General features: G+C 64.9%; 12 protein-coding genes. 6 read left to right on the top strand and 6 right to left on the bottom strand.

Annotation, left to right across the window (positions count from 1 at the left end; genetic code table 11):
• The coding region (locus ABFE16_13940; GenBank protein MEN6346396.1) for an alpha/beta hydrolase at positions 1–626 on the top strand (626 nt) is incomplete at its 5' end.
• Between the two features lie 83 nt (positions 627–709).
• On the opposite strand, the gene ABFE16_13935 is transcribed toward ABFE16_13940, so the two are convergent.
• The 5 genes from ABFE16_13935 to ABFE16_13915 form a co-directional block, all read right to left on the bottom strand.
• Positions 710–1510, bottom strand: coding sequence for a sugar phosphate isomerase/epimerase (locus ABFE16_13935; GenBank protein MEN6346395.1), 801 nt, complete (start codon positions 1508–1510; stop codon positions 710–712).
• A 47-nt stretch (positions 1511–1557) separates the two neighbouring features.
• Positions 1558–2952, bottom strand: a complete 1395-nt coding sequence (locus ABFE16_13930; GenBank protein ID MEN6346394.1) for a sulfatase — start codon at positions 2950–2952, stop codon at positions 1558–1560.
• 120 nt (positions 2953–3072) lie between these two features.
• The gene (locus ABFE16_13925) at positions 3073–4188 is read right to left on the bottom strand and encodes a Gfo/Idh/MocA family oxidoreductase (protein ID MEN6346393.1); all 1116 of its coding nucleotides are present in this window, start codon (positions 4186–4188) and stop codon (positions 3073–3075) included.
• Between the two features lie 224 nt (positions 4189–4412).
• On the bottom strand, positions 4413–5165 hold the full coding sequence (locus ABFE16_13920) for a DUF1080 domain-containing protein (protein ID MEN6346392.1): 753 nt from the start codon (positions 5163–5165) through the stop codon (positions 4413–4415).
• 151 nt (positions 5166–5316) lie between these two features.
• Entirely contained in the window at positions 5317–8628 is a 3312-nt protein-coding gene (locus ABFE16_13915; protein MEN6346391.1) for a hypothetical protein, read from the bottom strand.
• Between the two features lie 193 nt (positions 8629–8821).
• On the opposite strand from ABFE16_13915, the gene ABFE16_13910 reads away from it, so the two are divergent.
• The 4 genes from ABFE16_13910 (at position 8822) to ABFE16_13895 (ending at position 15162) form a co-directional block, all read left to right on the top strand.
• Positions 8822–11710 carry a hypothetical protein gene (locus ABFE16_13910; GenBank protein MEN6346390.1) on the top strand — a complete coding sequence of 963 codons (2889 nt, stop codon included), beginning with the start codon at positions 8822–8824 and terminating at the stop codon, positions 11708–11710.
• A 57-nt stretch (positions 11711–11767) separates the two neighbouring features.
• Entirely contained in the window at positions 11768–13054 is a 1287-nt protein-coding gene (locus tag ABFE16_13905) for an alpha-L-fucosidase (protein MEN6346389.1), read from the top strand.
• A gap of 68 nt (positions 13055–13122) precedes the next feature.
• A complete protein-coding gene (locus ABFE16_13900; GenBank protein MEN6346388.1) occupies positions 13123–14613 on the top strand; it encodes a sulfatase-like hydrolase/transferase in 1491 nt (496 codons plus the stop codon).
• A 381-nt stretch (positions 14614–14994) separates the two neighbouring features.
• Positions 14995–15162: a Flp family type IVb pilin gene (locus ABFE16_13895; protein MEN6346387.1), complete on the top strand. Its 168-nt coding sequence runs from the start codon at positions 14995–14997 to the stop codon at positions 15160–15162.
• Positions 15163–15334: 172 nt separating this feature from the next.
• Here ABFE16_13895 and ABFE16_13890 read toward each other — a convergent pair whose 3' ends face one another.
• Positions 15335–17269: a DUF6785 family protein gene (locus tag ABFE16_13890; GenBank protein ID MEN6346386.1), complete on the bottom strand. Its 1935-nt coding sequence runs from the start codon at positions 17267–17269 to the stop codon at positions 15335–15337.
• Positions 17270–17374: 105 nt separating this feature from the next.
• Here ABFE16_13890 and ABFE16_13885 point away from each other — a divergent pair, with 105 nt between their 5' ends.
• On the top strand, positions 17375–18877 hold the full coding sequence (locus ABFE16_13885) for a PfkB family carbohydrate kinase (GenBank protein ID MEN6346385.1): 1503 nt from the start codon (positions 17375–17377) through the stop codon (positions 18875–18877).
• Positions 18878–19420 lie beyond the last annotated feature (543 nt).

Here is a 19420-nt window from a genome sequence, read left to right as displayed (position 1 = left end):
GTGGTGAGCCACGGAAGCTCTACGCCTTCGCCGATCATATGGCGAAGCTGGGCATGATCGCGGTCTGCCCCGAGTACCGGGTGATTGGCAAGCCGAAGGGCACCACTCCCTTCGAGTGCGTGAAGGACGGGCGGTCGGCCCTGCGCTACCTACGCGCCCATGCAGGGGAGCTGGCAATCGATCCTCGGCGGATCGTCGCCGCAGGCGACTCTGCAGGAGGTCATGTGGCAGCCGGGACAGGCCTCTTCGATGGGCTGGACGAGGAGGGTGAGGACACGACCGTCTCGTGTGCGCCGAACGCGCTGGTGCTGTACTACCCGGTCATCGACTGCTCGACGGAGGGCTACGGCAACGCGAAGTGCGGCGAGCACTGGCGTGAGATCTCGCCACTGCACCGAGTGCGTCCGGGGCTTCCCCCCACGATCGTCTTCCACGGAACCGGGGATACGGTCTGCCCCTTCAAGGGCGCCCAGGCCTTTCAGGAGGCGATGGTGAAGGCGGGGAACCAGTGCGAGCTGGTGGTGAAGCCGGGAGGCCTTCACGGCTATCTGCTGTACACCCAGCAGGACTTTGAGGAGTCGATGAACCAGACCGAGGCCTTCCTGCGCCGCGTCGGTATGCTCTGAGACGGCAAGGTCATGAGGTAACGAACAGGCCGACCCTTCAGGGGCCGGCCTGTTGCTTTCGGGGTGAGGTTGGGACGGCCTGGCTAGCGAGCGCCGCAGGCCTGGAGGCAAGCCTGCATGTGACCGCGCGACTCGGCGGCGATCACGCAGCACTGCTCCAGCGCGTATTCCTTGGCCCCGATGATCTCAAGGTCGAGGGCACCGTCGTAGCCGTTCTCATGCAGCACACGGACATAGCCGACGAGGTCGATATCGCCACGGCCATTGGCCTGGAGCTCGGGCTTGCCGGGACCACGCTCGCGACCCTTGCAGTCGCGGATGTGGACGTGCTTGACCCGCGAGATGACGGCGGCGATGGCCTCGACCGGGTTCTCACCGGCTCGATGGATGTGCGAGGGATCCATGTCGATACCCAGCGACGACGAGGTCACGGCCTCCATCAGGCGCAGGGTCGTAGGCGTGTTGTAGATGGCGGCGCCCACATGGGCCTTCACGCAGAGGGTTACCCCGTAGCGACCGGCCATGTCTGCCAGGCTGCCCAGGGAGTCGACCACGGGCTGCCAGGTGGAGTCGTCATCGGACTTGCCGCCGGGGCCGCAGTTGATCACGGGGATGCCGATCTCGACGGCGGCCTGGAAGGCGAGCTCCATCTTCGCCGGGTCCTGCGAGGGCTGCTCCATGGCCATCAACTCAAGGCCATACTCGCCTGCCAGTCGCTTGATCTCGGGCACGAGGGAGCGCCAGTTTTCATCGAGGACGAGATGCTGGCTCATGCCGTCGATGGCGGAGAGCTCGATCCCGTCATAGCCGGACATTGCGGTGTACTTGAAGGCGGCTTCCATCGGGTAGCCGCCGAAGAGCACGGAATTGACTCCGAGTTTCATCGGTCCTTCCTCCCCTGTTGTCATGGCGCGGCACAGGGTCCGCGCGGTTACTTGCGCGCCTCGGCCTGCAGCTTCGCAGCCTGGGCCGGGTCGCCGATGTGCAGGGTGTCATAGGCCTGCTGCGAGGTCTTGAAGGCACCGACGCCCTTGTGACCGTGCCAGTCGCCCTGATGCTTGATGGGGTCCTTGAGGCCGGTCTCGGCTTCGCGCTTCGCGATGTGGGCCTTCATGCGACCCATGAGCATCTTGACGACCTCGGGGCATGCCTCGGCCAGGTTGTTGTTCTCGCCGGGGTCCTCGACGAGGTTGTACAGCTCGACAGACGGCTTGAAGTGGAAGTCGGGCTCCAGGGCGACGATGAGCTTCCACTCCGGGGTGCGCCACCCGTGCTTGCGCATCCAGGTGCACTCGGTGATGTACATCTCGCTGGGATTCGAGGCGACCTCGCCGCGTACCATCGGCATCAGGCTGAGACCGTCGAAGTCGATGCCGCTGTCGATCTCGGCAAGCTCCAGCAGCGTCGGCACGAGGTCGAAGTGGCGGCCAAAGCCCTTGAGGCGCTGCCCCGCAGGGACCTTGCCCGGGTAGCGCAGGATCAGTGGCACGTGCAGCACGTTATCGTAGGTGCCATGGTGATCGAACCAGCACTCGTGATCATAGAGGGTCTCGCCGTGGTCGGAGGTGATGACCACGATGGAGTCTTCGAGGAGCCCGCGCTGCTCCAGGGCGTTGAAGAGCGTCTGGATGCAGGCATCCATGTAGGCCACTGCGCCGTCGTACTGGGCGATCATGTAGTCTTTGTCGGAGATGCCCGGCGGCATCCAGCTTGCGAAGAAGTCGCAGAAGGGCTTGAAGGACATGACCGGGTCCATGGAGTGGTTGTCGGGATCGCACTCCTTGCCGTGGTAGAAGGCGCGCTCGTAGGGAGCCGGCGGAAGGTACGGCGCATGCGGGTCCATGTGGCGCAGGAAGAGCAGGAAGGGCTTCTTCTGGGACGCGAGGCGATCGAGTTCGGGGATCGCTACGGCGTTGAGGTTCTCGGCCTTGGGGCTGCGCCCGGTGTTCCAGCTTCCCCAGCCGGAGAAGTTGAGGTAGTTGTCGAAGCCGCGAGCCGAGGGGTTGCCCTGGTAGCCAACGGAAGTGGTGGTGTAGCCGGCCTCGCGCAGTATCTCGGCGAGGGTCTTGACCTCTTCGCGCATCGGCCCCTTGTGACGGAGGGCGACGACCTGCGAGGTGAACAGGTCCATGCCGGTGAGCATCGCGGCATAGCCGCTGGTGGTCGGGATGTTGGGGCTGAAGTAGTTCTCGAAGAGAGTTGCGCCCTGCGCGAACCGGTCGATGTGCGGAGTGGTCAGCCGGGGGTAGTTGTAGCAGCTCATGTGGTCGGCGCGCAGCGAGTCAATGCCGAAGAAGATCAGATTGGGGTGGCGCTTACGGGCCATGGTCGGAGAGCCTCCGATGGGTTTTGGTGTGTCATGGCAAACGAGGCAAAGGGCGGCCCCTGAAGTGACGGGAGGCAGTGGTCGCCCTTTGCGGGTTGTTCAGAAGCGAGGGCTATCGCCCTACTCGCCCGGGACGCCCTTGAGCGGGGGCAGCGGATGCGGCCGGAGCATAATGCCGCCCTGCTCGTAGGACTCCATGACCGCCCAGGTGTACTCCAGCGTCGCCAGGGCATCGCGGCCGGAAGCCCGGATCCGTTCCTTCGGCACGCCGTTGGTGACGTCTTCGAGGTACGCGTGGATGCGGTTCGGGAAGGTGGCGCCGAAATCGGTGACGCCTGTGTTGAGAACCTCGGCACCGGCTGCATAGCCCAGGGACGCAGGAGCGGCAGCGGGATTGCTGGGATCGGGAGCGGGCCAGTAGGTCAGCTTCTCGACACAGTTCTCGATGCAGAAGGTGCCGCGAGTGCCTGCGACCTCCAGGCTCCACCATCCACCGAGACCGTAGGGGGCATCTCCGCGCTGGCTGATGAGGTAGCCGACGGCGTCGTTGGCGAAGCGCACGTGGATGCTGGCGATGGAGAGCATGGCGTCACCGGCATGGCGGCGGTAACTCGGGCGATCGACGAAAGCCTGGAGGTGGGTGATGTCGCCGCAGAAGTGGCGCATGCAGGCGAAGGGATGAGACAGGAAGGCCTTGAGGTGGCCATAGGGCACGCCGCCAAAGCGCTGTCCGGCATTGGGCTTGTAGGTGAACTCGCCACCGTTGAAGCCGACCTTGTGCAGGCAGTAGACCAACTCGCCGATCTGGCCGTCCTGCATGTACTTCTTGGCTCGCGCCGCGGGCTCGGTGAAGAAGTGGTTGAGGTTGCAGCCGAGATAGACGTCCTTCTTGGTGGCGGTCGCAACCATCTCGCGCGCCAGGTTGATGTCGTTGGAGATTGGCTTCTCCACAAGCACGTTCTTGCCGGCCTCAAGAGCCTCCATGACGGGCTCGTAGTGCCAGCTTCCGTTCTCGATGCCGCCGGTGGTGATGTCGACGATGTCGAGGTCCTCATTGGCGAGCATATCGCTGAGGCTGTAGTAGGCTTTGACGCCGAACTTCTCGGCAGCCTCGTCGGCCGGCTGCTTGATGACGTCGCACACTGCGACGAGTTCGGCCAGGTCGTCGTTCTTGTGGGCCGTGGCATGGGTGTTGCCGATGCCACGCATCCCAACCACGCCAACTCTGAGTGCCATCGTAGTTCCTCCCTGAGGGAACGTCTGAGCGTATTCCGCAGACTTAGCAGTAGGGTGCAGCCAACAGGTCAGGCGGTCAGTTCGCCACCGCTTCCACCTCGCCCTTCACGTATTCCGCAACTGCCGCAAACAAAGCCACCCCTGCCTGCATTTCGGGAGGGGTAAGGTCAGTCCCTGGGCAGGCAGGGGTGCTGGAGAACTAGGGTATGGCCGCGACAGGTCGCTTAGGCCTCGTCGTAGTCCTTGAGCGGGCGGTACCAGATGTTGCGGAACCGCACGGGGTTGGTGTGGTCCTGGAGCTCCAGCGGACCGGTCGGCGCATGCCGGACGTACTCGGTCAGCACGCGGTGAGAGGTGGTGCCGCGAAGCTGCTTGCGGTGATGCAGGACGATTCCGTTGAGGATGACGGTGACGTAGGCGGGCTTGACGAGCTTCTCGTCATCCCAGCGCGGGGTCTCCCAGATGATGTCGTAGACGTTCCACTCGCCGGGCTTGCGGCAAGCGTTGGCAAGCGGCGGATACTGGCCGTAGATCCCGCCGGTGGTGCCGTCCGGGTAGGTCGGGTTGTCGAAGCAGTCGAGAACCTGAATCTCGTAGCGGCCCATCATGAAGACGCCGCTGTTGCCGCGACCCTGACTGTCGCCGATGACCTCGACCGGTGCAGCCCACTCGAGGTGCAGGTGGCAGTCGCCGAACTGCTGCTTGGTGCGGATGTTGCCGGTCTTGGGAACGACCTCCATGTAGCCGTTCTCGACCTTCCACTGCGCTTCTCCACCGTTCTTGCTCTCCCAGCCGCAGAGGCAGGAGCCGTCGAAGAGGATGACCGCATCGGACGGCGGAAGACCAGCCTTCTCCTGGCTGCTCTCGGTGCCGGGGGTGACGATCGGCGGCTGCGGCCGCTTGCCGTCGTGAACGTGCCAAGTCGTGCCGGGCAGGATTGGGGTATCGTCGTATCCAAGGTTCTTAGCGTCTGCCATGTGTATCCCTCACTTTTGGCCTCGCGGGCCGTCCAGGTTCTCTCCCAGCACCGGCCACTGCGAGCCTGTCGAACTCCAAGGTAGGTCTATTCACCTTGGTCCGCGTGATCTCCTTCATGTGGCTGCAGAACTTGCGTGCTTGCTGTCGACCCTAGGGAGTGAGCACAACGGCCTCACCAGCCGATAGGGAGACGGTCCGGCCGAACACCGTGCCAGTGCAGGGCTCGGTGCCCAGATTCGCGGCAAGGATCGTCTTGCCCAGGCGTGCTGCAAGCAAGTCGCCCCGGGTCGGTGCAAGCTCCAGCGGCAGTGCCCGGGTCTCGTCGGTGGAGCAGTTCGGCAGGATCGCCATCGCAAAGCGGCCGATCTCATCTTTGGCCTTCACTGTGCCGACCTCGCTGCGGTAGTTGGCGATCAGCTCCTCCTCCAGTCGCGAGCGACGGTAGGCGTTGTCGTCGCGGTAGCCGAGGCTGCCGGAGGAGGACAGAACTCCCAGGCGGTTGTCGATGCAGGCCCAGGGCGAGGTCCAGCGCAGGAGTTGAGCGGGCTGATTCGAGCAGCCGACCACCGTCACCTGAGAGCCCTCCAGCGAGACGGTACGCTGGTTGGGGTTGATGCCGGGTGCATCTTCATTGAGGATCGGCACGGTGCCGGTCGCGACCTCGGTCACCGTCACATCGTCGCGGGCCACAAGGCGCTCGAGGTAGACGACTGGACCGCTGCCCAGGGAGATCACTGCCACAGACTGGCCGACCTTTCCCCCACAGCGGGCGATCTCGGCAGTCAGGGCGAAACCGTCCGCGGTGCGGGAGACCTGATGGCGCTCGACCTTCGGCGTGGAGTCAGGCAGGCCCTCGCACTGGAGGCGACCGACCATGCCACGCTCAGAGGGAGCCGTGAGCCAGGTGTCGTCGGAGGCGAAGACGAGCCCCATGGCACCGTTGACCCAGGTGAAGGAGGCCAGCTTCTGCGGCGTCCGGTGGGTGACGAAGCCTCCGGTCTCGTAGATCTGGACACCCGACTGGTGGGCGAGGAACTCCTCACGGGTTGAGGGCTTGGGGCCGTCGCCGGCCATCCGATGCAGCAGGACCAACTCGGCGTAGCGGGCCATCATCTCCTCTTCGGCGTTGGGGTAGTTGAACTCACGGCGGTTCCAGAGGCGGCCGTCGGTGAACCGCGCATGCATCCGCTCGAGGAAGTCCAGGTCGGCACGCTCGAGGAAGGCGCCGTCCGGGTCGCCGGTCAGGATGCCCAGGAAAGCAGGACCGCAGAGGACTGTGTCGTGGCGATGCGGCCACCAGTCCTGCCCGTTGACGTAGAAGAAGGAGCCGTTGGTGGCACTGAGGCGCTTCATCACCGCGTAGGACTCGGGCACGTTGAACAGCGTGCTCTCCGGCACCGGCAACCCGGCTCCCCAGTACAGCAGGGCGTTGCGGAGCATCAGCCCGAAGCAGGCCAGATAGTCCGGATGGACGCGGCCGTGGTTCTCAAGCGTGAAGTCGGCGTGGAGGGTGACGGCGCTGAGGCGGTCCTTCGCCGGGCGACCATCGACCAGGCGCTCCAAGGTGCGATCCGAGGCACGGACGTAGGAGTTGATCATGTAGACCTTCGCCCGCTCCTGCCAGAGTTCGTTCCGGGGATGCCGTGGGAACATGCAGGCGGCCAGAGCGATGACCTGGGAGTTCCAGGCGTTCTCCTCGGCCTTGGTGTCGGACCATTCGCCGGAATCCGGCGGCCTTGTGTTGTAACGGTCGGCCTCATGCACGATGACCCGGGCGACCATGGTCTTCAGGTCGTCGTCCAGGGAGTCCCAGACCAGCCAGGCGGCATGGCCCAGGTAGCAGGCCCAGTGCGCGGACTGCCAGTCGTCGCCCCAGGGCGAGCCGTCACCGGTGGGCAGGAAGTTGGCCCGGTGCGTGACGGACAGGTAGCGCAGGATCGCGAAGAGGTCGGCGGCAATTCGCTCGCGAGACACCCCGGCGACGGTCGGGTCGTAGTTGCCGGTGAGCAAGGTGGCATAGCAGAAGGCGACGGTGGCGTTCTGGCGCACGCTGTGTTCCAGGTGGCCGTCGACCTTGTGGTAGCGACAGCCCTCAAGGTAGGGCCAATCGCGCATCTGCGGATCGGTCATGCGCACGTAGCGCATCAGCCGCCGGTAACACTCGCGAGACAGCTCGGTCTGCGGGCCCAGGGCCCGGTGCGGACAGACCCAGAGCGTGTCTTGCAGGTGCGGTCGCTCAAGGGATAGGACACGCTCCCGGGTGTCGGCCAGGGTTTCTCCGGCGCCCCTGACCAGCTTCTCCAGCTCTGCCGCGCCGGCCCAGAGGTCAAGGTCGCCGCCAGTCGCAGCGGTGTCGGGAGGCGTGATTCCCAGGGAGCGGGCAGTGGCGGCCGTCTGGGCCTCGGCTGCCCTTCGCCAGGGACGCAGACGCACCCACTGGTCCACGAGGCTTCCATAGGCCTGGGCGTCGACTCCCGACGGCACCAGGGCGAGCCAGTCGAGGTTCAGTGCGGACTTCACGTTGGTGAGCGTGAGGACGTTGACTCCGGCAGACACCGGGACCTGAATGGCGACGTAGCGCCAGGAGTCGTAAGCGCCGGTTGCGGCGAAGCGATGCGTGGCCTTGTAGGCGCCGATCTGCACCTGGCGCTCGGCGTCCGGGTTGGCTGTCGCATACCTGAGCAGAAGCGTTGCCTCCCCGGCCTGCGGCGCGGAGAGTGCCCAGTCCAGCGACTGCCCGGCGACGTCCCAGTAGTTCACCACCAGGCCCGAGGCGCCGGGCTTGGTGGACACGCGGACGGGAACGCCATCAGAGGATCGCTGGTCGAAGGCATCCTCGGCCTCCGAGAAGGGAGTGGCGGCCGACGGCGGACGCGTGTAGACACGGACATCGTCGTACCAGCCCGTGCTGGCGTCCCAGTAGCTGCCCAGCGACATCGAGGCAAGACGCCCCAGATGGCCGTTCGTGGCGACCGCCTGGCCGTCGATGGAGGCCACGGTGCGCAGCCCGTCGCAGTCCCAGGCGAAGAGGTGCCAGCCCAGGGAACGCTTCACGGCAGTCTCGGAGTAGGTCTGCCCAAGGCGGGTCTGGTACCTCTCGCCTCCCTGACAAGCAATCCCCAGCAGCTCGCTGGAACGGTCGCTAACGGAGGCCATCTGCCGCTTTGCGGGAGCCATGTCGTCGTAGAAGCGGACCTCGGCCCTGCCGACGAGCGGGAAGGTGAAGGTGGTCTTGCTGACCCGCATGTTCCCCGGAGGGCCTGAGTAGGCGCACTGAGCACCCGTGAAGGAACGGTCTTTCACCAGCAGGAGGGGCGACTTGCCCTCTGCACCGACCTCCCAGGCACGCAGGTCACCCTCAAAGGCTTCAGCGAAGGTGGGAGGCGCCGGTGGAACCTGGGCCCGAGCATAGGGGCAGATCGCAAGGGTAAGCAGAGCCAGCCACGGAGCGGTTCTCGTCATGGCAGCACATCCTTCCGGGAGCAGGCGGGTCTGCGGGTCGGTTGGAAGGGCGTGCTGCCGGGCACTCCCGGCGCAGGTCCGACCCGTGGACAGGACGAACAGGTACTTCCACGTCGGGAGAGCCATCCCTTGCCTCAAGGGCGCAGGCTTCTCCGGAGGACCAGCCGGTATGTCTCAGGGAGCGAGGTCAGTCATGTCCTGCTTGCGTGCGATGTGCGGGTCGCTGATCCTGGTGTTTGCGACGGGTGCCTGTGCGGCTCCGAAGGTCGCTGAGGAGCCCGGTTGGGTGAGCTTTGAGACGGACCAGTACCGCGCGCGTCTGAGCCGCGACTACCTGGCCTTCACCTATGAACTCAAGGGCACCGATGGCATCTGGCGCAGCCTCACGAAGCCCGGCACGAGCCTGGGAATCGGGATTCTTGCGGGGAGCCAGGTGCTCTCCTCTGAGAATGCCCGTGCCACCTGGGCGATGGAGACCCGTGGCAACCGAGTGCTGGTCGCACGACAGGCGTCCCTTGACCCGGTGCGAGGGATGGTCGTGGAGGCGCACTATGTGTTCACCGACGAGGGGATGCTGATGGGGACACGACTGAGCCAGCGAGAAGGGGCACTGGGCTCCGGCTCCGTCTGGACGCCTCCGCGGATCACCCTGGAACCGGCAGCCTGGTCGGGCTACCGGTACTGGAGCGCTGACGGGGAGGTTCACCAGGGTGACCTGGCGTCGCTGCAGCCCCTGCCGGCCTACGCGGGCGTCTCCCCCTGGGGCACGACCGGTGATACCACGAACCGCTTCGATCAGCGCAGGCCCGCACTGATTGTGACGGCGGCAGAAGGCGGCATGGACCTGGGTGTCGTGTACAGCGACTACGCGGGAGCCTGGCAGGGGACCAGCGGCTTCGTGCAGCGCCACACTCCCAGCGCACTCTATCTCTATGCTGGGTTCGTCCCGGCGCAGGCGGACAAGACCTGGTGGTCGTGGCTGGCCCCGATTCCGGCAGGGAGCGCCGCTGAGCAGGAGTCCCGTGTCCTGGCGCTCGTGCAGGAGTCAGAGGCAGCGCTGCGTGACACGATGCTTCAGGCCCCGCCGATTCCGGAGGAGTGGAGCCGACCTGTGCCCGACTTTCCGACTGCCTTGCGCCGTCCGGAGCCCGTGCAGGATATCCGCGACGCCGTCGTCTACACCGTCAATGAGGACACGGCCTCGGACTACGGGGTAACCCTGGCCCGCAAGGTCGGCTCCGATGTGCTGATTCGTGGCTGGTTCAAGTGGCGCAACGCGCCTGCGGTGAGCAACTGGACGGACATCCCGCCGCAGGTCCACAAGCTGGGTGCACTCTTCGGCGGCGGAATCACCTGCAGCGCCCTGTACGATGACGAGAACGGGCTCAGCCAGGCGCAGGTGCTGGACATGGCCACTCGCGGCCCGGACGGGCAACTGATCGATGCCTGGGACCAACCGGGCACGCGCCATGGTTCGCTGTCGAGCGCAGCCTACCTGGACTACCTCTTCCGCTGGTGCAAGGAGCAGATCGACGCCGGCGCAGACTACCTGTTCATGGACGAGAACACGGCGGCTCTGAGCGGCCTGGAGGGATATGACGATCACTCGCTGGAGGACTTCCGCACCTTCCTGCTGACCGTCTACCCGCAGACGCAAGGCTGGACAGCGAAGGACTCACGCTGGGCTGAGCAGTTCGGGATTGACCTTGCGGATACGCAGATGTGCCCGGACGGGACGATGGCCGGCTTCAGCTACCGTGCCTACCTGCGCAAGAACAGCTTCCTCACGCAGCCGCAGTCGGCCAACAACCGACTCGCCGGCGCCTGGCGTGAGTTCCGCACCTGGCGCGATGACCGGGCCTGGAAGGCCCTTACGGACCGGATACGGGACTACGGTCGCTCGCTCGGCCGGAAGGTGCTCATCAGCGGCAACGGCATCGTTCGGTATGTGGACTTGCAGGTGCTTGGGGTCTGGGGCGCCTGGTCCACGGATAGCGGGCACATCGACCTGCGCGAGAATCAACTTCCGCGCTGGCGAGGCCTGGTGCAGCGTGGCCAGCAGACTGCGGGCAGCGACGTGCCGGTGGTACTGTTCCACGACTGGGGCTTCGGTACGCCGCCCTTCCCCTGGATGGCGGTACCGGCGGATGAACGTGCTGTGTGGATGCGCACCCGTGGCGCCGAGATCTACGCGGCCGGCGGGTTCTTTGCCTTCCCGGTGCTGGGCCCCTTCGCCTGTGACGCCGGGCGTGACGGGACCCTGGGCACGATTGCTCAGCAGACCGCCTTCTACCAGTCCCACCTCCACCTGTACCTGAAGAGCCGGTGGCTCTGCACCGAACCGCTCAAGGGCGACCGCGAAGGCCTCAGTCTCGCAGCCTGGTGGAACGAAGCGAGCAGTTCCCTGCTGCTGCATGTCGTGAACCGTGACGTGCAGCAGGGACAACTCAGGCCGCAGGAGCAGGTCAAGATCAGCGTGCCGGTCGGTGCTGCGCCGGTGGAGGCGAAGGCGGTCTCGCCGGACTTCGAGGGCTCCAGGGAGGTCGTCTGCCGGCTCGTGGGAGAGAACCTGGAAGTGACGCTGCCGTCGCTGGAGGCCTACTCGCTGGTGCTGCTCCGGTTCGAGGGTCAGCCCGACCTGGGTCGCCTCAAGGATCCTGCGCGAACCCACGTCGAGGGCCGCTGGCAACGTCCGCAGCGCTCGGAGTTCCGCGTGCTGGCGGAGGCGAGCATTGAGAACGGGCAGCAACTCGAGGGGTACCTGCAGGGGATGCTGCACACTGAGCTGCGCAACCCGCCCACCTTCGAGGTCAACGCGGTCCGCGACGCCCAGCTTGCCGTGTATGTGCAGGCGGTGGCGACTGCGGGCGCGAAGCTGGAGTTCCGAGTGGACGGGAAGACCGTCCAGACGGTAGACTTGCCGGACCTCGACGGCAAGAACGGCGGCAACTCACCCGAGTACTGCCGGGAGTTCGTGTTCCCGATCCCTGCGGGTCGGCACCGGGTGACCCTGGACAACGTCGGCGGCGACTGGGCCTGCCTGACCTGGTACGAGTTCCGCGGGACCTATGCGACGCCTTAGGAGTGAGCCGTGGGGCCGCGTGAGTTCAGGGCAAGGCCCCTTGAGGAGAGTGAAGCTGTGAAGCGGTTTGGTGACGGCAGAGACTGGTTCTTCGAGAGGCGATTCGGGCTCTTCGTGCACTGGGGCCTGTACGCCATCCACGGCTGGCATGAGCAGGAGCAGTGGCGCGGTCGGGTGGATCGCGGCGAGTACGAGAAGCTCCAGGCACAATGGAATCCGGTGCGCTACAACCCCGACGAATGGCTTGATCTGGCTGAAGAGGTCGGGATGCGGTACGTGTGCCTGACTACGAAGCACCACGACGGCTTCTGCCTGTGGAACACGAAGCAGACCGACTTCAACACGATGAACACACCCTATGGTAAGGACATCGTGGGGATGCTCGCCGAGGCCTGCCATCGCCGGGGCTTCCCGCTCTGCCTGTACTACTCCTGCGCGGACTGGCACCATCCCAACTACCCGAACCAGGGGCGACACCACGAGCTTCCCGTTCCTTTGCCCGGAGATGAGCCCGACCATGCCCGGTATCTTGAGTACCTGAAGGCGCAGGTCGAGGAGCTCTGCACGCAGTACGGCGAGATTCACGGCTTCTGGTGGGACATGAACGTCGAGAAGCACGTGGACCCGACCATCAACCAGAGGATTCGTGAACTGCAGCCGAAGGCAGTGATCAACAACCGGGGCTACGACGAGGGCGACTTCGGCACCCCCGAGCGCGACTATGACCAGGGCGCCGATGCACCGCTGACCTTCGGGCGCCCCACGGAGGCCTGCCAGTCGGTGGGGATCGAAAGCTGGGGCTACCGCGTCGACGAAGACTACTACACGGACCGGCACCTGCAGCGCAGTCTCGACAAATACCTCGCCCGCGACGCCAACTACCTGCTCAACGTGGGGCCGACGGCGGATGGACGGATTGCGGAGAAGCCCGCAGCAATCCTCAAGCGTCTCGGCAAATGGTACCGGTCTGTGCGCGAGTCCTTCGAGGAGGTTGAGCCGGCCTCGAGTCTGGCGGCGAACCGCGAGGTGCTGCTCACACGTCGCGGGAACACGGTCTACGTTCACCTCTATCGCGACCCGGTGGGTGAGGCCGTCAAGCTGAAGCCGCTTGCTGTCACGCCGCGCAAGGCGACCTTGCTCAACACCGGCGAGCCGGTGGACTTCGCGGTCGACCTCGTGCCCAGCGACCATGTAGAGCACAAGCCGTACCTGCGCCTGCGGGGGCTCCCGGTCAACGAGTGGGCCAAGAGCGTGCTGGTTGTGAGGCTCGAGTTTGAGGACCTCCCCGCCGGTCATGGGCAAGGCGAGGACGCAGTCGAGGCTGGTGACCTGCGGCGCCGTTAGCGAGCAGCTCCGGTCACTGTTAGTGTCCTGCCGGCCCAGTTCCGACCTCATCCCAGGAGGCGATGTCAATGAGTACTGATTCTACCGCCCGTCCCAATGTCCTGGTCATCATGAGCGACGACCAGGGCGCCTGGGCGATGCGATGCGCCGGAAACACCGACCTGCACACCCCGAATCTCGACCGGCTGGCCGAGACGGGCATCCGTTTCGAGAGCTGCTTCTGCGCTTCGCCGGTCTGCTCTCCGGCACGCGCGTCCTTCCTGACGGGCCGCATGCCCTCCCAGCACGGGGTCCACGACTGGCTCCGCAAGGGCAATGTGGAGGACCCGGAGGGACAACACGGGCATGATCGGCCGGTAGAGTACCTCGCCGGGATGCTGGGCTACACCGAGGTGCTTGCCCAGAAGGGCTACCGGTGCGCGCTGAGTGGGAAGTGGCACATGGGTGCCAGCCAGACGCCACAGAAGGGGTTCGGGCACTGGTTCACCCACGGCTTCGGAGGCGGCCCGTACTATGGCTGGATTGCGGTGCGTGACGGCAACCTGTACAAGGAGCCGGGCTATGTGACCGACGTTTTCACGGACGAGGCCTTGCGCTTCCTCGACACCCACGGTGACGACCCGGAGCCCTGGTACCTGCACGTGACCTACACGGCACCCCATAGCCCCTGGGACCGCGACAACCACCCGGCTGAGGTGTGGGAGACCTACAACGACTGCGACTTCACTGCCACGCCCGACCTGCCGCTCCACCCCTGGCAGGCCAACACAGCGCCGCAGGGGACCGGTGAGCGACGCAAGGAACTCCTGCACGGCTACTACACGGCCATCACCGCCATGGACACCCAGATTGGGCGGATTCTCGACTGGCTCGAGGCCCACGGTCAGCGCGAGAACACCCTCGTCGTGTTCACCTCCGACAACGGCATGAACATGGGGCACCACGGCATCTGGGGTAAGGGCAACGGGACTTTTCCCATGAACCTGTTCGACACCTCGTGCAAGGTGCCGCTGATCTTCTCGCGACCGGGACAGATTGCGCAGGGACGCGTCGAGGAGCGGATGGTCTGCCACTATGACTTCATGCCCACCTTGCTGGATTACCTGGGCTATGAGAACCCGGATGCCGAACAGCTACCGGGGAGCAGCTACGCGCCCCTGTTGGTCGGCGGCGTCTGCCCCGAGCGAGAGGCCATCGTGATGTATGACGAGTACGGCCCGGTGCGCATGATCCGCACCCGGGAGCACAAGTACATCCACCGGTACCCCTATGGTCCCAACGAGTTCTACGACCTACGGGAGGACCCCGAGGAGTGCCACAACCTCGTCTCCGATCCCGCGCGCAAGGGACTCATGAACGAGCTGAAGCTGCAGATGGAGCAGTGGTTCAACCGCTACGTGATTCCCGAGTTCGACGGGATCCGCCAGCCCGTCAACGGTCGGGGGCAACTAGATCGCGTCGACGTCGTACCCTGGGAAGGTCGGACCTTCGACACCGACATCAAGCTGAGCGACGACCGCCACAGCTTCTACTTCGATGAGGAGTGGCCGTCGGTCTAGGGCCTCCCCAGGCTGTCTGTACGGCACCCGGCGCAAGCACCCGGCGCTGCGCCACATATGGTCTGACGTACCTGCCTTGAGCAAGACTTCAGGAAACATTGACTGTACCTCCATTGAACGGGAAGCCCCTTCTGAGTAACCTGATAGGCGTGAGATGGTGATGGGGAGGGCTGGAAGCAGGGGATGAGCAATCAGGAGGATTCCGCCGCGGCTGCCGGGACGCGGTGGAATCAGGCAAAACAGTGGTGAGGGCATGTCCCTCGCGATCTGGATTGCCAAGGCTGAAGGTAGCGGCCCGGCACCCCTGAGGGGTTCCGGGTCGTTTTGGCTTCTTGATCACCCAATCATGGCGATAGGTTGCGCAAACAGGAGAGGTGTGCGATGAAGGCACTCAAGACGCTGTGGAAGGACGAGACCGGGACGGTGGCAGTGGAGTACGCCCTGCTTCTGGCGCTCATTGCCGTGGGCACCATCAGCGCATACCGCTCCCTCGCTGACGGCATCAACCACACCGTAGGGGAAGCGACCACCGCAGTCACCGACCACTAGGCGGCAGACCTGCTCGCCAGGGCGCTCTGGTTGAGAGGCTCTGCGGGTAGTATCCGGGGCATAGCGAAGGGGGCCACGTCCAGATGGACGTGGCCCCCTTTTGTGTGCCTTGAGGGGCTGCGGTCTCCGGGGCGCGAAGGCTCGTGCAAGGCCCCGGGCGACATGCCGCCGGCTACTCGATCAGCACCGGCGGGCCTTCCACGAAGAAGTGGAATACCAGCCAGAAGGTCAGCATGAAGCAGATACCCAGGATGAACCCGAAGGCGGCCGGCCGCAACTTCGCGAAGGCCTTGTAGCCCCAGAAGCGCAGCACGACGATCTTCATCAGCCAGCCCAGGAGGAAGGACAGCCAGTAACGCTCGATGGGCCAGCCCAACCAGGCTACGAAACCGGCCGGGTGGAGGGGCCACCAGAGGAACCGCTGTCGCATGGCAACCAGGAACATCGTGACCAGGCCGCCGGCGCCGAGGGCCGCCCAATCGCCCGGGAGCATCTCGCTCTTGTTGCGGATGAAGGACACCAGGCGGTTCACGGCGCCCAGGGAACTCGTGCGCTCCCACCATCCGAGCTTGGGGACGCCCCAGGTGTAGATCACGTAAGGGCACACGATGTGACAGGTGAGAATGGCCACCGCCGTGCTGAGCATGACGAGCCACAGGACGTGCTTGCGGTCAAGGTCGGCCATCGACCCGAGCTTGAGGCTCTGTAGGGCAAGGGGCATGAAGTGGCTTCCGGTGTCGCGAACCTGCACCCAACTCATCGCGCTCATCAGCGTCAGGTTCTGAGGCCCGAAGTGCTGTGTGCCGAAGATGCGGAACAGGGACTCGTTGAGCCGGAAAGGAGAGGTGTAAAGGAACATGCCGGCCTCGCAGATGACGCGCGAGACGACGAGGCCGATCAGCGGCATCAGGCCGATGTAAACCAGCGCCCAGGTGAAGCTGACGCCGACCTGCGTGGCCCAGATAATAGCGAAGCTGAAGCACACGATGAAGCCCCAGACGGCCATCCGGTAGGGCTGCGGACGGCCCCCGGCTATCTGCGTCGGCTCCGGACCCATCCCGAAGGCGAAGGCGACGACCGCAGCGATGTGCCTTCGCGCCGACCACAGGAGGGCGAGACCCAGGGCTACGTACGCGCCAGTCGTCTGGAACTCGAAGAACTGGTAGGAACTCGTCTGAATCCCGATCATGTTCCGGGTGAAGTCTTCCGCCAACCGGAGGAGGTAGAAGAACCACATGCTGAAGCCTACCTCGCTGGTCAGCAAGTAGGCTATGCCGATCATCTCGGGGTAGATGTGGAGGGCCACATTGTTGAAGACCACACCGGGACCGCCGGCGACGATCTGCTTTGTGGTCTGCTGAAGGTTGATGTCGGGTATCGTCGGGAAGTAGGTGTGCAACCCCTTGACCGTGTAGAGAAACACCACGATGCCGAAGCAGATCCACATCAGCTTGTTCCGCAACAGCTCAGGCACCCACCCCGTGCTGAGGTTGGTCATCTCATTGGGGACCTGCATCAAGGGGAACAGTAGCTTTTCTTCGTCCTCCCACCTAGGTGAGATGATGGCGGCGAAGAACAGCATCATCCAGTACAGTGCGAACATGTACGGGGTCCAGATAGCCAGAGGCTTGATCCAGGCATGGTAGGGCAAGTCCTTGCCGGGAGGCGCCCCTTCAAAGGCCCAGCGGATCTCGGGAGACTCCCGATCCACACTGGGGACCAGCGCCGGGTTGAGGTCATCGAGGTACAGCTCCGGGCTAGCAATATCCGGCGTCGTGTAGTAGACCAGACCGACGATATTGAGGTAGAAGTGCTGTGCGAAGTCCTGCCCCGGGATGATGGCCATGCCGAGGAGCATGATGAAGATCAGCAGGATCTCGTTGCGCAGGAGGCGCAACTTCTTGGCGAAGCGGCCAAGGATGGCGTTCGCCAAGACGAGCAGCAGGAGCAGAGCCAGTGCGCCTCGAGGAAGGTACCCCGTGCCGATGATCTCGTAGCGGAGGAGTACGGAGAAGCACCCCGCGACGGTGAACCCGATAACGGCAAGGACTCCGAGGGCAACGGCGCGGAAAGTGGTTGAGCGAGACAGGGCGGTCTTTTCGTTCATGATGCAGTCATCGCGGTACTGAGTATGGTTTACGTCGCACTGGACGTGAGTAGAGTGGGCCGGTAGAATGACCCCACTACTCGCAGAACTGCTGGAGGTCACGCGATGAAGCCAACACAGGAACTGTCAGCCCTGCTCGCCGCGGCAAAGAGCAAACGAGTCTTGGTCATCGGTGACCTGTACCTGGACGTCTACGTATCCGGCGAACTGCTCGGGCTCTCTCCCGAAGCGCCGGTGCCTGTGGTTGAGTCCCGATCTCGCAAGGTCGCGCCGGGCGTCGCCTGCAATGTGGCTGCGGGCATCGCTGCCCTGGGTGCAACCGCGCAGATCGTGGGTGTCGTCGGCGATGATGCGGACGCGGAGACCCTGAAGGCCCTGTGCCGCCAACTCGGTGTCGATACGGACGGTGTCGTGGTGCAGGCCGGACGCGCCACCAATCAGCACACGCGCATCACGGTCCGGGACGCTCACATGCCCGAACGTCCGGTCCTGCGCATCGATAGCCCCCGCTCCCCTGCGCCGGCGGCAGAGACCGAGGCAGCCGTCATCGCGCGCATACAGGCGCTCGCCCCCACTGTTGACGCCATTGTCGTCATTGAGAGCGTAGGAGGCATCGCTACCTCCGCCGTCATCGATGCCGCCCAGCGCGCGGCGCGGGCACACGACATTCTGCTCGTTGGGGACCTATTTGGTCAAGCCCAATTTGCCTACGGCTACGACCTGCTCCTCCCCAATGAGCGTGAGGCAGGGAATCTCGTCGGTGTTCGGCCCGACACGGACAGTGCCATCGACGATGCCGGAAACCGCCTGGTTACCGAGTACAACAACAACGCCGTGGCCGTCACCCGGGGCCCCAAGGGCATCACCCTCTACCTGCGCCAGGGACGAATCCACGTGCCCACCCAGGAGCGGGAAGTGTTCGACGTGACCGGGGCGGGCGATACAGTCACCGCCGCCTTCACTGTCGCTCTCCTCGCGGGCGCCGATCACCACCGGGCCGCACAACTCGCCAATCTCGCCGCCTATGTCGCCGTCGGACGCTCCGGCACCGCCATCGTCACCGCCGACGACGTTCAGCACGCCGAGGTCGAGATCTCCTCCGTCCAGAAGGGCGGCAAGCTCCGCTCTCGCGAGGAGCTCGCCCGTATCGTCCAGGCCGCCAAGGCCCAGGGCAAGAAGATCGCCTTCACCAACGGGTGCTTCGACCTCATCCACCCCGGCCATGTCACCTACCTGCGGCAGGCCGCCGAGCTCGGCGACGCCCTCATCGTCGCCCTCAACTCCGATAGCTCCGTCCAGTCCCTCAAGGGCCCAACCCGCCCCATCCTCAAACAGGACGAACGGGCGATGATCCTCTCAGCCCTGGAGAGCGTCACCTGGATCACCATCTTCGACGAGCAGCGCGTCACCGGGCTCCTCGAAGAGCTCAAGCCCGACGTCTGGGTCAAGGGCGGCGACTACACCCTCGACTCCCTTGACCAGGGCGAGCGCCGGATGGCCGACAGCCTGGGCTGCCAGATCGCTCTTATCCCCCCCATCGAGGGCGTCTCCACCACCGACATCGTCCACCGTATCGCGGAAGCTCGGGGTGGGACGCAGTCCCTTTGAGTCGCACATGGGATGGTGTGGCTTGCCAGGCGTCTGCTCCGCGACCGTTGCGTGTCAGACCTCGATAGATAAGGGCCGTGCCCGGCGACAGACTGGCGGAGGGCACTCAGTCCCTCCTGAATCGCGGGGACACAGTCCCTTTTTGGCCGCGAAGGGGGCGGTGTGGCCCGCCAGGGCGTATTCCCCGCGACCCTAGCGTGTCAGGCTTCGATAGGGAAAGCTGTGGGTCGCCAAGCCTCTCCTACGCGATTGCTGCGTGTCAGAGTCCGGTAGAGAGAGCTGTGCGCCGCCACCAAGGGGTAGCGGCGCACAGACGGTTCTGGGTTCCCTGACGACGGCACCACCGAGGTGGTCGCCGGGGTCTGAGAAGCTACCAGTCCAGCGCGGTGCCGTCGTCAGGATCGTAGCGCTCCGGATTCGTCCAGTCGTGCCCGATCTTGTCCGCCAGCGCCTCCTCATCCAGCTCGATCCCCAGACCAGGCTCCGTCGGCAGGTCCAGGTAACCATCGCGGAAGGTGAGAGGCTTCTTCAGGTAGCCCTCGC

The organism is Armatimonadia bacterium, from assembly GCA_039679385.1.
GTDB lineage: Bacteria > Armatimonadota > Zipacnadia > Zipacnadales > JABUFB01 > JAJFTQ01.
This window is presented reverse-complemented; position numbering and strand designations above follow the sequence as displayed.

What these genes read in the sequence shown, in the direction of transcription:
- ABFE16_13885 (MEN6346385.1), top strand. Translation starts at nt 17,375, where the DNA reads ATGAAGCCAACACAGGAACTGTCAGCCCTGCTCGCCGCGGCAAAGAGC.
- ABFE16_13930 (MEN6346394.1), bottom strand. Translation starts at nt 2,952, where the DNA reads ATGGCCCGTAAGCGCCACCCCAATCTGATCTTCTTCGGCATTGACTCG.
- ABFE16_13890 (MEN6346386.1), bottom strand. Translation starts at nt 17,269, where the DNA reads ATGAACGAAAAGACCGCCCTGTCTCGCTCAACCACTTTCCGCGCCGTT.
- ABFE16_13925 (MEN6346393.1), bottom strand. Translation starts at nt 4,188, where the DNA reads ATGGCACTCAGAGTTGGCGTGGTTGGGATGCGTGGCATCGGCAACACC.
- ABFE16_13910 (MEN6346390.1), top strand. Translation starts at nt 8,822, where the DNA reads ATGTCCTGCTTGCGTGCGATGTGCGGGTCGCTGATCCTGGTGTTTGCG.
- ABFE16_13895 (MEN6346387.1), top strand. Translation starts at nt 14,995, where the DNA reads ATGAAGGCACTCAAGACGCTGTGGAAGGACGAGACCGGGACGGTGGCA.
- ABFE16_13920 (MEN6346392.1), bottom strand. Translation starts at nt 5,165, where the DNA reads ATGGCAGACGCTAAGAACCTTGGATACGACGATACCCCAATCCTGCCC.
- ABFE16_13900 (MEN6346388.1), top strand. Translation starts at nt 13,123, where the DNA reads ATGAGTACTGATTCTACCGCCCGTCCCAATGTCCTGGTCATCATGAGC.
- ABFE16_13935 (MEN6346395.1), bottom strand. Translation starts at nt 1,510, where the DNA reads ATGAAACTCGGAGTCAATTCCGTGCTCTTCGGCGGCTACCCGATGGAA.
- ABFE16_13915 (MEN6346391.1), bottom strand. Translation starts at nt 8,628, where the DNA reads ATGACGAGAACCGCTCCGTGGCTGGCTCTGCTTACCCTTGCGATCTGC.